12 protein-coding genes and 1 pseudogene are annotated in these 14,494 nt (G+C 62.6%); 4 read left to right on the top strand and 9 right to left on the bottom strand.

The window, feature by feature from the left end; translation table 11 throughout:
* Positions 1-90: 90 nt before the first annotated feature.
* The 3 genes from FFS49_RS31475 to FFS49_RS31465 form a co-directional block, all read right to left on the bottom strand.
* Positions 91-1,008, bottom strand: coding sequence for a LysR family transcriptional regulator (locus FFS49_RS31475; protein WP_105817182.1), 918 nt, complete (start codon positions 1,006-1,008; stop codon positions 91-93).
* 250 nt (positions 1,009-1,258) lie between these two features.
* Positions 1,259-1,504, bottom strand: coding sequence for a DUF3717 domain-containing protein (locus FFS49_RS31470; RefSeq protein ID WP_039349254.1), 246 nt, complete (start codon positions 1,502-1,504; stop codon positions 1,259-1,261).
* A 264-nt stretch (positions 1,505-1,768) separates the two neighbouring features.
* Positions 1,769-3,304 (bottom strand): amino acid permease, encoded by a 1,536-nt coding sequence (locus FFS49_RS31465; RefSeq protein WP_046549395.1) that lies wholly within the window; start codon positions 3,302-3,304, stop codon positions 1,769-1,771.
* 605 nt (positions 3,305-3,909) lie between these two features.
* On the opposite strand from FFS49_RS31465, the gene FFS49_RS31460 reads away from it, so the two are divergent.
* From FFS49_RS31460 to argG, 3 genes are all read left to right on the top strand, one after another.
* Positions 3,910-5,442, top strand: coding sequence for a sensor domain-containing diguanylate cyclase (locus FFS49_RS31460; RefSeq protein ID WP_105817183.1), 1,533 nt, complete (start codon positions 3,910-3,912; stop codon positions 5,440-5,442).
* A 163-nt stretch (positions 5,443-5,605) separates the two neighbouring features.
* A complete protein-coding gene (locus tag FFS49_RS31455; protein ID WP_105817184.1) occupies positions 5,606-6,676 on the top strand; it encodes an FUSC family protein in 1,071 nt (356 codons plus the stop codon).
* Positions 6,677-7,006: 330 nt separating this feature from the next.
* Positions 7,007-8,344, top strand: coding sequence for an argininosuccinate synthase (argG, locus tag FFS49_RS31450; protein ID WP_105817185.1), 1,338 nt, complete (start codon positions 7,007-7,009; stop codon positions 8,342-8,344).
* A 128-nt stretch (positions 8,345-8,472) separates the two neighbouring features.
* Here argG and FFS49_RS31445 read toward each other — a convergent pair whose 3' ends face one another.
* From FFS49_RS31445 to FFS49_RS31435, 3 genes are all read right to left on the bottom strand, one after another.
* Entirely contained in the window at positions 8,473-9,279 is an 807-nt protein-coding gene (locus tag FFS49_RS31445; RefSeq protein WP_105817186.1) for a hypothetical protein, read from the bottom strand.
* Positions 9,280-9,368: 89 nt separating this feature from the next.
* Positions 9,369-10,280, bottom strand: a complete 912-nt coding sequence (locus FFS49_RS31440) for a hypothetical protein (protein ID WP_105817406.1) — start codon at positions 10,278-10,280, stop codon at positions 9,369-9,371.
* A gap of 998 nt (positions 10,281-11,278) precedes the next feature.
* Positions 11,279-11,932: an Imm5 family immunity protein gene (locus FFS49_RS31435; RefSeq protein ID WP_105817187.1), complete on the bottom strand. Its 654-nt coding sequence runs from the start codon at positions 11,930-11,932 to the stop codon at positions 11,279-11,281.
* A gap of 125 nt (positions 11,933-12,057) precedes the next feature.
* Here FFS49_RS31435 and FFS49_RS31430 point away from each other — a divergent pair.
* Positions 12,058-12,318 (top strand): annotated as a pseudogene (locus tag FFS49_RS31430) (argininosuccinate synthase); the annotation flags it as partial.
* Positions 12,319-12,512: 194 nt separating this feature from the next.
* Here FFS49_RS31430 and FFS49_RS31425 read toward each other — a convergent pair.
* The 3 genes from FFS49_RS31425 to FFS49_RS31415 form a co-directional block, all read right to left on the bottom strand.
* The gene (locus FFS49_RS31425; protein ID WP_105817188.1) at positions 12,513-12,977 is read right to left on the bottom strand and encodes a hypothetical protein; all 465 of its coding nucleotides are present in this window, start codon (positions 12,975-12,977) and stop codon (positions 12,513-12,515) included.
* A gap of 133 nt (positions 12,978-13,110) precedes the next feature.
* Positions 13,111-13,617, bottom strand: a complete 507-nt coding sequence (locus tag FFS49_RS31420; RefSeq protein WP_105817189.1) for an endonuclease V — start codon at positions 13,615-13,617, stop codon at positions 13,111-13,113.
* Positions 13,614-14,492 (bottom strand): hypothetical protein, encoded by an 879-nt coding sequence (locus FFS49_RS31415; RefSeq protein ID WP_137910148.1) that lies wholly within the window; start codon positions 14,490-14,492, stop codon positions 13,614-13,616. Before FFS49_RS31415 ends, FFS49_RS31420 begins: the two co-directional genes overlap by 4 nt.
* Positions 14,493-14,494 lie beyond the last annotated feature (2 nt).

The raw sequence follows: 14,494 nt of genomic DNA, 5'->3' as shown, positions 1-14,494 counted from the left end.
AAAGCGGCCGCCCCTCGGCGGCCGGATCGGATCCTGCGATGGTGGCCGTCACGCGCACATAGCGTCAAGCCCCCCCCACCGCCCGCGCGTTCATTCGGGCTGCGGCGGCAGATACTCCATCTGCGCCTCGTCGTACAGCCGGTAGATCAGCGCCTGCATCGCGCGGATATCCTCCGATTCGTCGAGCATCCGCATGCTCATGATGATCGGCGACACGAGGTTCGGATCGTCGAGCGGCTTGTAGCTGATGTCGTCGCGCTTCAGCCCGTACACGCTGTGCGGCACGACCGACACGCCCTCGCCCATCGCGACGAGGCCGAGCGCGATCTGCAGTTCGCGCGTCTCGTAGATCTTGCGCGGCTGCAACGCGCGATCGTGAAACGCCGCGAGCACCTGGTCCGCATAGCTCGGGCGCGGCGCCTTCGGAAAGATGATCAGCGTGTCGTTCACGAGATCGTGCAGCGACAGCACGGGCTTCGCGCTGTCGAGCAGATGGCCGACCGGCAGCGCGACGATCATCCGCTCCTCGCGCAGCACGACGCGCCGCACGCTCGGATCCTCGTGGCGGATGCGCCCGAACCCGACGTCGATGCGCCCTTCCTTCAGCGCCTTGATCTGGTCCATCGTCGACATCTCGTGCAGGCTCAGCTCGACCGCCGGATACTCGCTGCGAAAGCGCCGGATGATCTTCGGCAGCATCCCGTACAGCGTCGAGCCGACGAAACCGACCGACATGCTGCGCTCGATCTTGCCGACCCGCTTCGTCATCGATTCGAGTTCGGTCGTCTGCGCGAGCAGCTGCACCGCGTGCGAATAGAAGAAGCGGCCGGCATCGGTCAGCTTCAGCGGCCGCGCATTGCGCTCGAACAGCGGCACGCCGAGCGCTTCCTCGAGCTGCTGGATCTGCCGGCTCAGCGGCGGCTGCGCGATATGCAGCCGTTCGGCCGCCCGCGTGAAATTCCGCTCTTCGGCGACCGCGACGAAGTAGCGGAGATGTCTCAACTCCATGTTCGAATCCTCCCGGGCAGGCGACGGATGTTCATTCGGCACCGCGCACCGCGCGAGCGCCGGTCGTCCACACCGGCCCTGTCGGTCACCTGCTTCCCGATCCCGTCACGATACCTCAGCCGGCACCGATCCCGGCGCGAACCGCATTGCGCTCGCAGCGGCGGTCGGCGCCGCGCAAAGCAAAACGGGAAGCGGCAACGCTTCCCGTTCGTTCACCGATACCGCGCCGCGGCACCGTGTGGGCCGAGCATCACCCCTCGGTCGCGTACAGCGCGTCGCGCTGCGCGTCGCTCAGCGAGTCGAGCGGCACGTCCGGCAATTGGTAGCAGATCATCGTGCCGTACAGCTCGGCGAGGCAATTGCTGCCGGCGTCGAGCGCGTAGCCGTCCTCGCCGTCCGGCGCCGGCGGGTACACTTCGCGCCACGCGTTGATCGCGGCTTCGAGTCGCACGATGGAAACGGGTCCGGCCTTCCGCTCGGCGGGTGATGCGCTCATGGATTCCTCTCGGTTGCGCGCTCCGCGGGCCGTATCGGCCCGGATGGAACGATGAAAACGCCGGGCATCGCGCCGGCCGCCGCATGTCGCGCGCGCCGGATGCCGATCCGCGCTGCGCGCCTCGCGCCGGCCGGGCCGTGGCCCGGTAGGGTCGGGCAATATAACCGGCTTTGACCCCGTGCAGGCAAAAGCCGGGCAAAAAAAACGGGAAGCGCGAGGCTTCCCGTTTCGTCGTACGTCACGCGGCCACGCGCCGCGCCCGCGTCAGCCCGCGGTTTCGCGGTTCGCCACCGGCTGGCGCTGCGCGCCGCGGCTCGCGGCGATCCACGGCGCGATCTCCATGTCTTCGTAGCGCACGAAGCGGCTCTTCTTCAGGAACCGGAAGCCGAGCCACACGACCAGGAACAGCGGAATGCCGACATAGGTCGCGGCCACGCCCGCCCAGTCGATCCGGTTCGCGAGGAACGCCTGATAGTCCTGGCCGAGCGCGATCACGAGGCACAGCACGAACGCGAACAGCGGGCCGAACGGGAACCACTTCGACTGGTACGGCAGCTGGTCGAGCGCGTACCCCTGCTTCACGTAGCCCTTGCGGAACCGGTAGTGGCTGACCGCGATGCCGAGCCACGCGATGAAACCGGTCATCCCGGACGTGTTCAGCAGCCACAGGTACACGGTCTTGTCGCCGTACAGCGACGTGAAGAAGCACAGGGCGCCGACGGCCGTCGTCGCGTACAGCGCGTTGCGCGGCACGCCGCCGCGCGACAGCTTCGCGAAGATCTTCGGCGCACGGCCTTCGGTCGCGAGGTTGTAGAGCATCCGCGTGGACGCGTACATGCCCGAGTTGCCGGCCGACAGCACGGCCGTCAGGATCACCGCGTTCATCACGCCGGCCGCGAACGCGAGGCCCGCGTGGCGGAACACGAGCGTGAACGGGCTCACGCCGATGTCGGTCACGTCCGTTTTCAGCAGGTTCGGGTCGGTATAGGGAATCAGCACGCCGATCACGAAGATCGCGAATACGTAGAACAGCAGGATCCGCCAGAACACCTGGCGCACCGCGCGCGGGATCGTCGTGCGCGGGTTTTCCGATTCGCCGGCCGCGACGCCGATCAGCTCGGTGCCCTGGAACGAGAAGCCGGCGATCATCGCGACGCCCATCAACGCCGGCAGGCCGCCCGCGAACGGCGCGTCGCCGATCGTCAGGTTGCCCCAGCCGTTGCTCGGCGCGCCCTTCAGAATGCCGAAGATCATCAGCAGGCCCACGCCGATGAACGCAACCACGGTGACGACCTTGATCAGCGCGAACCAGTATTCGGCTTCGCCGAAGCCGCGCACGGTCAGCGCGTTGAGCAGGAACATCACGCCGAGGAACGCCGCGCTCCACCACACGCCCGGCACGTCCGGAAACCAGTAATGCATCACGAGCTGCGCGGCGACCAGCTCCACCGCGATCGTCACGGCCCAGTTGTACCAGTAGTTCCAGCCGAGCGCGAAGCCGAAGCCTTCGTCCACGTATTTCGCGCCGTAGGTCGCGAACGAGCCGGACACCGGCATGAACGCGGCCATTTCGCCGAGGCTCGTCATCAGGAAGTAGACCATCAGGCCGATCGCCATGTACGCGACCATCGCGCCGCCGGGGCCGGCCTGCGAGATCGACGCGCCGGACGCGACGAACAGGCCCGTGCCGATCGAGCCGCCGATGGCGATCATCGTCAGGTGGCGCGCCTTCAGCGCGCGATGAAGCTTGGGTGGGTTCGCTGGCGAACCGGATGGGTCGGATTTCGGAAGTGCGGACATAAACGAGACGAACGTTGAGCGGGCCGGCATCCGTAGCCGGCGCATGCGAAATCGGAGCGCGGTGCGCGTCCTGCGATGCATTCGATGCGGCCCCGATACGCGTTGCGCGGCGGGCGCCTGCGGCGAAGCGCGGATTCTACCTGATTCGTCACGGGGGCCGCTCAGGTAGCGCCGCCTGGCGCCGCGCGGCGCTGCCGCCGCGGAGATTCAGCAGAATCAAGGAGTTGGCCGCGCCGGAGCGAGCCGGGGCCGCGTGCCCGCGTAAAGAGCACGCGACGCGGGCAGTCATCCGGTTCTCCTGCCCACCCGTCGTTTCGCCGTTTTCCTGTCGCCATCCGCCCGATACCGCGCCGACAGACTTAATCGCCGGGTAATCGCGATATTATTCAGACAATAGAACCGGTCGCGGCGATTGATTCAAATCAAATCATCCGGAGTAAAGCAGTAACGATGCGTAACAGATCGGAATCGCCGTATCTGCATGCATGTTTTGCATGCAACACGCGAATGTCCGGAATTCGCGAGATAATGCGGCCCGATTCGAAATAATCAGCGTACGGAATCGCCGACGACGCGAAAATCCGCCGCCCGCCAGCCCCTCGAGGATGAATTCATTCACGCTGCCCGCCACGCTGCGCCGCTATACCGCGTCGATCGTGGCACGCATTCTGTCGCCCCGCGGCGTGCTCGTTGCGGGGATCGTACTGCTGATGTTCAGCTGGGGGCTTTCCACGTCGCTTTTAATCGAGGCGCGGCGCGATGCATATGACCATGCGGTAGAAAATGCGCGCAACCTGATGCTGCTGATCGAACGCGATATCGCGCGCAATATCGAGCTCTACGATTTGTCGCTGCAGAACGTCGTCGACGGCATTGCCGACCCCGAACTGATGGCCTTGCCGCCGCGCCAGCGCCACCGGCTGCTGTTCGACCGCGCGGCCACCGGCGAATTTCTCGGGTCGATCTTCGTGATGGACGCGCACGGCAACATCGTGATCGATTCGAGCGCATCGCCCGCGCGGCAAGGCAATTTCGGCGACCGCGACTACTTCGCCGTGCATCGCGACGGGCTCGCGCAGGGCCTCTACATCAGCAAGCCGTATGCGGCGCGGCTGCGCGGCGGCGCACTGACGATCGCGCTCAGCCGCCGGATCAACCGGCCCGACGGCACGTTCGCCGGCATCGTCGTCGGCACGCTCAGCATCGACTACTTCCGCGCGCTGCTCGACGGCCTTGCGGTCGGCAAGCACGGCAGCGCGGCGATCGTCGAGGACAACGGCGCGCTCGTGTCGCGCCTGCCGTACGACCCGCACGTGGTCGGCCTCGACCTGCACAACTCGCCGCTGTTCATCGAATCGCAGCGCGCCCGCGACGGCGTGCTGACCGGGGTCGGCGCGATCGACGGCATCCGGCGCATCTATGTTTACAAGCATCTCGCCGCGTTGCCGCTGATCGTCGACGTCGCGCCCGCCGAGATCGACATCTACGCGCCGTGGCACCACCGCGCGATCTGGACCGTCGTGCTGATGTGCCTGTTCACCGGGTTCATCGCGTGGGGGTCGCTGGCGCTGTCGCGCGAGCTGAAGCGCCGGCAGGTCGCCGAATCGAAGCTGTACCGGCTCGCGCACACCGATGCGCTGACGGGCCTCGACAACCGCGGCACGTTCGACACGGTGCTCGCGAAGGAGACGCAGCGTGCGTCGCGCAGCGGCCGCCCGCTGTCGGTGCTGTTCGTCGACGTGGATCACTTCAAGGCGTTCAACGATTACTACGGCCACCCGGCCGGCGACGACGTGCTCCGGCGCGTCGCGCAAACCGCATCGCAGTGCCTGCGCCGCGACAGCGATCACGTCGCGCGCTACGGCGGCGAGGAATTCGTCGTCACGCTGCCCGACACCGATGCGCAAGGCGCGTTGACCGTCGCCGAGGGCATCCGGCGCGCGATCGCGGCGCTCGACATCGAGCACGTGCAAAGCCCGTACGGGCGTGTCACGGCGAGCATCGGCGCGGCGACCGCCACCGACGGCCGCGTGAACGCCGCGACGCTGCTGCGGCGGGCCGACGAGGCGCTGTACCGCGCGAAGTCCGGCGGCCGCAACCGCGTGCTGGAGGCGCACCCGAGCGCCGCCGGCGCATGACGTCGCCGTGACGTGACGTGCAGCCTCGTGGCGGCCGGCCGGGCCGGATGACCGCGCCGTGGACAGCCCTCCCGTGTTCGGCTAGCGTTACACCTGCTGCGCACGCGGCGCGGCGCCGGCCCGCGCAGGCCGCCGTGCGCGTTCCGGCCACTCCAGCTCCACCATGACCACCCCACTCCCTACCCGGCTTCCGCCACTCCTGCGCAACGCGCTCCGCCCGCTGCTCGACCCGTATCGCCGCTACCGGCACGCGAAGCTGATCCATGCGGCGCGCGTCTCGCTCGCGATTCTCGTGTCGATCGCGCTGTCCACCGGCCTGAACGTGCCGCACGGCGAGTGGTCGACGATCACCGTGCTGATCGTCGTCGGCGGGCTCCAGCACCACGGCAACATCCGCAAGAAGGCGGCCGAGCGCGCGCTCGGCACGTCGATCGGCGCGCTCGCCGGGCTCGGGCTGATCCTGCTCTATTCGTTCCTGCACGCGCCGTTCGCGATCTACCTGCTGATGGCCGTCGGGTGCGGTATCTGCGCGTATCACGCGATCGGCAAGGCCGGCTACATCGCGCTGTTGTCGGCGATCACGATGGTGATCGTCGCCGGGCACGGCGACAACGAGATCGTCGACGGCCTGTGGCGCGCGGTGAACGTGCTGGTCGGCATCGCGATCGCGCTGGCGTTCTCGTTCGCGTTGCCGCTCTACGCGACCTATTCGTGGCGCTACAAGCTCGCCGACGCGCTGCGCGCGTGCGCGGCCGTGCATGCGCGGCTCGCGGGCGACCGCCAGGTCAGCGACGACGCGCACCTGAAGGAAATGGCCGCGCTGAGCGCGCTGCTCGTGCAACTGCGCTCGCTGATGCCGTCGGTGTCGAAGGAATGCGATATCCCGGTCACGCAGCTCGAGGCGATCCAGCGCGGCCTGCGCCTGTGCATCGGTTATCTGGAGATCCTGTCGAGCGCGGTACCGGCCCGCGACGACCTGGCCGCCCGCGAATACATGCGGATCGAAATGAAGGCGGTGAACCGGCGCATCCGCGACACGCTGGTCGGCGCGAGCCGCGCGCTCAAGTTCGGTACGCCGAGCCGGCTCTCGCCGCGCCGCCAGCCGGTCGACCCGCCGCATGACGCGCCGCCGCCGCAGTTGTCCGGCTACGTGTCGATCACGGCCAAGCTGGCCGGGGAAGTCGACCAGTTGCGCGAGAAGCTGCTCGATACCGCGCAGTCGTGGAACATCTGACGGTCGCGGGAATCCGGGTTTCGCGCACGATGCTTTCATATGCCTTTCGGCGCGGCACATCGGCGTCCTGACGGCGGGCCACCCCGCCCCTCAGTCGATCCGGCCCCGGAAACATGGCTCGCGGCCGCGCATGTCGGCGCCCTCTTTTACTGCGATTTCGCGCCGGCAGGCGGGGCGTTCTCCACCCGGTTAACCGCCCGCCAGGCCCGCCGCAACAGGCCCGACGACGGTTCCGCGCAAAATTCACCCCTTGCCCCAACCTCCCGGACAGCCGATACTCGCATATTCCGCGAAATACGATCCCACCGGCTTCAATCCACGGTAATTCCTATGAGCACGATTCTCGAAAGCCTCCCGACCGGCCAGAAGGTCGGTATCGCCTTCTCCGGCGGCCTGGACACCAGCGCTGCACTGCACTGGATGAAACTCAAGGGCGCCGTCCCGTACGCATACACGGCGAACCTCGGCCAGCCCGACGAAGACGATTACGACGCGATCCCGAAACGCGCGATCGAATACGGCGCAGCCGGCGCCCGCCTGATCGACTGCCGCGCGCAGCTCGTCGCCGAAGGCATCGCGGCGCTGCAAAGCGGCGCGTTCCACATCACGACGGCCGGCGTCACGTACTTCAACACCACGCCGATCGGCCGTGCCGTGACGGGCACGATGCTCGTCGCCGCGATGAAGGAAGACGGCGTCAACATCTGGGGCGACGGCAGCACGTACAAGGGCAACGACATCGAGCGCTTCTACCGCTACGGCCTGCTCGTGAACCCGGATCTGAAGATCTACAAGCCGTGGCTCGACCAGACGTTCATCGACGAGCTCGGCGGCCGCGCCGAAATGTCCGAATTCATGAACCAGGCCGGTTTCGCGTACAAGATGTCGGCCGAGAAGGCCTACTCGACCGATTCGAACCTGCTCGGCGCGACGCACGAAGCGAAGGATCTGGAAAGCCTCGAAAGCGGCATCAAGATCGTGAACCCGATCATGGGCGTCGCGTTCTGGCGCGACGACGTGAAGATCGCCGCCGAAGAAGTGACGGTGCGCTTCGAAGCCGGCCAGCCGGTCGCGCTGAACGGTGTCGAGTTCAAGGATCAGGTTGAGCTGCTGCTGGAAGCGAACCGCATCGGCGGCCGCCACGGCCTCGGCATGAGCGACCAGATCGAAAACCGCATCATCGAAGCGAAGAGCCGCGGCATCTACGAAGCCCCGGGCCTCGCGCTGCTGTACATCGCGTACGAGCGTCTCGTCACCGGCATCCACAACGAAGACACGATCGAGCAGTACCGCGAGAACGGCCGCCGCCTCGGCCGCCTGCTGTATCAGGGCCGCTGGTTCGACCCGCAGGCGATCATGCTGCGCGAAACCGCGCAACGCTGGGTCGCACGCGCGATCACCGGCGAAGTGAAGATCGAACTGCGCCGCGGCAACGACTACTCGATCCTGAGCACGAAGTCGCCGAACCTCACGTACCAGCCGGAACGCCTGTCGATGGAGAAGGTGGCGTCGACGTTCTCGCCGCGCGACCGGATCGGCCAGCTGACGATGCGCAACCTCGACATCACCGATACGCGCGACAAGCTGCGCGTGTATTCGCAAGTCGGGCTGCTGACGCCGGGTGAATCGTCTGCGCTGCCGCAGATCAAGGGCGATAGCGACAAGTAAGCCAGTCGCTTTCGCGAGCAGCCGGGCGGCGTGACAACCGCCCGGCTGCGTGCAGTACTCCCCTTCCCGCTTTTTCTCTCAAGCACTGCCGGATTCGCGGCGCGTACCGCGACGATCCTGCAGGCGCGTCAAAGTTTTTTCGACGCCGTGGCCGTCGCAGTGGCTGCGGGCGTCATCATCGTCGTGGAAGCAGCAGCATTGGCCGGCGCCGGCGTACGTGCCAGATCCTGACCGATCATGTCCGCGACCGACTTCTCGCACGACTTGATCCCCTCCACCGACTTGTCGAAATTCTTCTCGAGATTGCTGAAGCTGCCGTACGTGTAAGCGAAATCGCTGTCGATGTGCACACTGTTCGCCTTGATGTCGTAGCCGCACGCGAACGTCTTGTAATAGATGTCCTGCTTCGTCTTCGCGTCGACAATGCGCGCGCGGATGACGACCCACGGGATGTAGTCGGGCTGGTTGGGCGGCGAGATATAGCCGAACGACGTGAACCACACGTTCATGATCGCATCCGCGTCGGTCTGGATCGCGGAGTAGTCGTCCGACTTTCCGTCATCGGCAAGCTTCACCTTCTGGCCGTCCAGCTTCACGACCTGATAGCCGTTGCCGGTGAGGCGGCCCGTGACACCGTCCGCGATGTCCGGTGCGAACACGATCTTGCTGGCCGCCACGTGATCCGTGTACGTGCTCGTATGGCTCGCGTTGACGGCCGCTTGCGCGAGCGCGCCGATCAGGCCGAACCCGCCTGCCGCGCCGCCGAGATTGAGGACCGCGACACGCTTCGGCTCGATGACGTCGAGCATCGCGATCGAATGCAGCTTCTGACGCGCCTCGGGTTTCATGTCGGTATTCGGCAACGTGGTGCAGCCGGACAGCAGCGTCACGAGCAGGCCGCAACCGACCAGGATGGCTTTGGAGGAGTTCTTCATTGGATCAGGGCTTTCGTTGTTGACGGAACGTGTTCACCGGGCCGCCGCCCGCGGCGCGTCGACGCGCCGCGGGCGGTGCGGCCGTGCGTTTATTGTTTGATCACCTGACCGTACGCGACGAAGCTGTAGTCAGCCGCGCGCAGCACGTAGAGGATCGAGCGCTTGAAGCCATTGGTTCCCGTGATCGGCACGAACATGATCGCGGCGCTGCCCGACAGCGGAACCCCGGCCGGCAGCTTGCAGCCCGTCGATGCGGAGGCCGTCACCGTCATGTCGTACATGTTCTGGTTCGAGCCGGGCGTAGAAAGCAGCAGCGTGCCGCTCAGGTTGCAACCGCTCAGCGTGCCGGTCAGCGTACCGCCCGATGCAATCGCGAACGACGCATTGGTCGTCGCCCACGTGCCCACCACGCTGTCCTGCGTGACCGCAAGTGCGTTCGCGGCGTTGTAGGTCCACGTGAAATTCGACGCCGTACCGTTGCGGCTGATCGTGCCGGACAACGTCTGCTGCGGGCTGTATGCGCCCGAGCCCGAATCGATCTTCGTGACGATGCCGCTCGTTCCTGCGAAGTTGATACCCGGCGCGAGCGACCACGTCGAACCGTTGACGGTCAGGGTCGTGAAATCGTCGGACATCACGAACGATCCGAGCAGATTGAGCGTGCTCAGGTTGTTGCGCGGGTCGACCAAGGCGATGGTCGAGTAGCCGAGGCTGCCGGATGCCGACCAGATCCCGACCGGGCCGGTTGCCGTTGCGGCCGTCGAACCGGCTTGCGGGGTCGTCAGGCTGGGCAGTGCCTCGCCGACCGTCACCGGCTGCGACGATGCGACGGGTGCGCTTGCGGGGGCAGCCGCGAGCGGCGTGGACGCGACGGTCGGTGCGCTGGCTGCGTTATTGGCGCCGCCGGTGTTGGCGGGCGTGCCGCTGCTTGCGTTCGACGAGCCGTCGCCGCCGCCGCAACCCGCGACGACGAATACCGAGATCGCGGCTGCTGCGAGCAGATAAAGAGAGCTCTTCTTCAATTCAATCCCCGATTTACGATGCATCTTTATTAATTAAAATTCGAATCATTTTTTATTGCATTCATCACAAAGCCGTTTGGTTCTCTGTTTTTTAACGCCCCCCCAAAACGTTTATTTTCAAAACTTCAGTGCAACTGAGGATTTGTGCGTGGTCGCCTCGACGATGCGTCAGGCATGACAACAGCCGACGATCCTGACTGGATGCCGTCGCGGAATCGACGTCACGCCTTCGACGACGATGCCTTTTCGGATTCGTTACGCAATTGACGATCGTGCGTGCGATCTTGATGATTCGCGGGCAATGCGACGCGCTGAAATCGCCGGCAGCGCACGGCGAGAGGCTTGCGGCGGCAAGCACATGCAGACAGTGCGCAGTCGGCCAATGCCTGCGCACCAGATCGGAAAACGAAGGGCCATTCGATTGTCATCCGCGCGGCTGCTCAGCCCGCGCGATCCTCGGTTGTTGGTCGTGTAGTTGCTACGGCAATGCTTTTATTACGTTCTATTGCGAAGTAACGGCAGCTGGCCCGGGTTCTTTAGGGTGACAGATCGATGAATTTTCTTTCTAAATTCATTCGTATTATTACAAATCACTTTCATATGCGCTTCCGGGTCGATCCAGTGCGAAGCAATCTAGCGATCGGTGTCCGCTCGCGACCGCGTCCGGTCGGCACGGGCCAACCTGGAGGCTGTCTCGGCTCACGAAGATCGGGCGGTTTCCCCCACGAGTCATCGGTGTATTCCAGATAGCCCATACGCAAGCGTATTGGCGTTCTACAGACTGATTGCCAGAAATCCCTCGCTTGCAATCAAATCTCGCGCCGTATGACGTGGCATTTTCACCATATCCAGCGCACCTGCCCTCACAAACGTCGCCAGCCTGTCGCCTTCAGGTGCGCAAAGAACAGAAGTCGCTCCTTCCGCTCATTGGCTGCGCAATTCCGGGCATGCCCATGAACGGCTGATTTCATTTGCGGTCAGACACTTCGCTCCGGCGACACCTGCACCGGCTTGACCTGCAACGGCGCGAAGACGTCCCACGCTCGAGGCACCGCTTCTTTCAGATACCATTGCCAATACGACCGGCGGCTTGCAGCACCTCCCTTGGCCTCCCAAACCGCACTGCCCGAAATCGCCAGCGAGCCGTAATAACCGACATCCCAATCGTCCGGACGCACGCTTTTTTCGTTTTCGCCGACCAGGTCGAAATTCGTGTCATACAAGATCGTATTGATCGCCGCAAAAACAGTCATGCCGGCGTAAACCGGGACAAACGCCGCTTCGCCGTATTCAAACAGGTCGATGACCTTGGTGTGGTACTCGCCGTTATCTCTTTCCAGACCGGCGAGCTCATATTCTCCGACCAGCGCAGCAGCGCCATTCGTCAGAATCGTCCGCGCCGCCGTCAGCACGTTCACGTATGGACTCAGCCGATCGATCGCCTCTTCGGCGCACAACATCGCAAGCCGCGCACGCCGCAAGTATCCTGCATCAGCATGTTCGGCAGCCGACAACCCTTCGATCAATCGAAGCAGGTCCCGTCGTGCGCTAGCCGGAAGCTCTCCGTCCGGAGTGATTGCTGCAAGCGATAACGACAGAGCAGTTGTCAATTCGTTCGGATTATTCGTCATCTACGCGGATTCGTAATAAGGACAATTTGAATGATTTTCCTAGCCGGTTCGACGGAAAATACTCACATATCCATTTCACATCAATGCACGGTTCGGAGTGGCCTGTGGCTCATCACCTCCGGTCGCAAGTGAAGACCCAACGACGCTGCTGCAACAACTCCTCGATTCCGAACACGAAGTCGCCGAACCTCACGTATCAGCCGGAACGCCTGCCGATGGAGAAGGTCACGTCGACGTTCTCGCCGCGCGACCGGATCGGCCAGCTGACGATGCGCAACCTCGACATCACCGATATGCACGACAAGCCGCGCGTGTATTCGCAGGTCGGGCTGCTGACGCCAGGTGAAGCGTCGGCGCTGCCGCGGATCAAGGGCGACGAGAAGTAACGCGCGCTGTGGATTGCGACCGAGCGCCGGGTTCTGCCGCCCGGCTATGTTGCACCATCTCCGTTCCTCAGTGAAGCGCCCGGCTGGCTTCCTTCACGTCGTCAAGCAACGTCGATGTTGGTCGCCGGCGTTCAACCTGCAAGTTCTTGCAGACACTCGCCGCTGAATTTCTCGGCCGCCGTACGTGCAGGCAATCACTTGCCTGCCCTTTTGTCTAGATATCCGATCGTTACAAATACTTCCCCGAGTTCATCGTCACATAAGACCCGCGCCGGCACTGACACATCGCCAAACTCCCTCTGCAGTTTCGCATTCCAGCCATCGGCGATCAATTTTGCGAGCTCGGCAGCCTGGTCGGTATCAATGTCATCAAACATCCCCGTTATTTCAAGCAGATTTATCCAGAATTGAATTTCGTGAGAAGCCTTTCCGTCACTCAGCAGCCTTTTGTACTCTTCGTCACGGAACAATTCCGAGACAAATATCGCCCCGTCCACGACCTTGAAATTCGGTAGAAATAATTTCCCAAAATGGAAAAGGAAATCATAAACCAGGCCGCGATCCTTATAGACAACATGAACATAGTCAAGCCCGGAAAAGCTACCATGCTGATTAACAGACAAAAACGACGCGAAGTCGAATGGTTTGGAATTATTCATTATTTTTCATTTTATAATTTATCTGGGATGAGGTAGTTCTACCTTGCGCTTGCCTACGTGCTCGCGCCCACCATCGAGGACGCCATACATGACGGTGCTCGGCGCAACAGGTCGGCACTGTCAAGCCTCGCCATCACGAGTCGTCCAAATTTCGAGAGAGTCTGTCAGTGGCTTTGATCAGATCCGGAATTCTGAATTTCCCGATCATTTTCACAATATTGCTCTTTGCCAACTCCAAATCGATACCGGCAGCAGTAACAAACAGCGGCTTCAAACTGCCTCCGCGCAGAATTTCTGCGTTTTTTGGCGTTCCCAGGAATTTGGTCTTTGCGACGCCCACTACCGGAACCTTGCCATCAAGGTGTTGCCACAACCGCATACCGAGGCCTGGACATTCGTCGGCGCCAAGCGTCACATAGCCATCGACGACGATACATTCAAGCGGATGTTCGACGTGCTTCAGCAACTCGACGATGCACGGTAATTCACGCAAATAGAATTTCCCGGGAATGTAGCTCGCCCGACTATCGACTTTGACCGTCAGTCTCTCGACCACTACGTTGCTTTCCCAGGATTCGATCACCATTCCTGCGGCAAGCGCGCTGTCATCGGAGTAGGACACGTCGACGATTAAAATCACGTTACCTGACGCCCGCCCACAAAAACCTTAACAGAGGAGTTGCCTCCCTTGACAAATGACTCAATATCAAGGTACTCGCCACTTCCATGCTTGATTCCCGTTAACTCGAATCCGTCGACGTGCAATTCTCTCAAATTCGGAAGATCCGCCAAGCTCAACAATTTCACACCCACATTGACCAATTTGAGCACTGCAACATCCCTCAACATCCCGCAATCGCTCAAATATCCAAAGAAATCATCTCCAACATCTCCTCCAAAGAGAGTCAGATCATCTGATATCTCGAGCTTTTCGACATCGCGAACTGTAGCAACGGGAAAAAATCGAGCCTTCCTTGCTATTCGCGGAATAGCCTCAAGAAAACCGTTGCACGCACTCAAGAACACGAGTCGCCCACCCTCAGAAAAGCGCACCCCCCCATAAAACTCGAGATTGGTCGTTATATCTACACTCTTCAACCCACCAGATGAATACCACTCATAAACCTCGCCAAATTCATCATTAGGAACATCGAAATAAACCATCCTTCCGGCCTCGGTCCACCAAGCCTCTGAATACACTATGCCGTTCCGCAGAAAGACTTCCCGCGTACAGGCACCGTCATCGAATTCATATCCGATTCCGCTGAATGGTCGCCCCTGGTACAACGGTACCTCATAGTCAGACAACATTCCAGTCAGATCAACCTGATCGAATCCATCATCTGGGCTCGCGCAAATTGGACGGTAGCTCCCCACTTCGACACCATCCACCAGTTCTATCGCGCGCACCCTTTGATCTTGCCCAATTTCAAAGGCAATTCCAGAAAACCTCTTTCCGGAAAGAAAATATCGCCCATCTTTCCGCTCCATCAACTCGATATTTACCCGGTTCAACT

The organism is Burkholderia sp. 4NA327C6 (genome assembly GCF_005502655.1).
In the GTDB taxonomy this organism is placed as follows: Bacteria; Pseudomonadota; Gammaproteobacteria; order Burkholderiales; family Burkholderiaceae; genus Burkholderia; species Burkholderia contaminans.
Note: the sequence above shows the minus strand (reverse complement) of the source record. Positions and strands in the feature narration are given on the sequence as shown.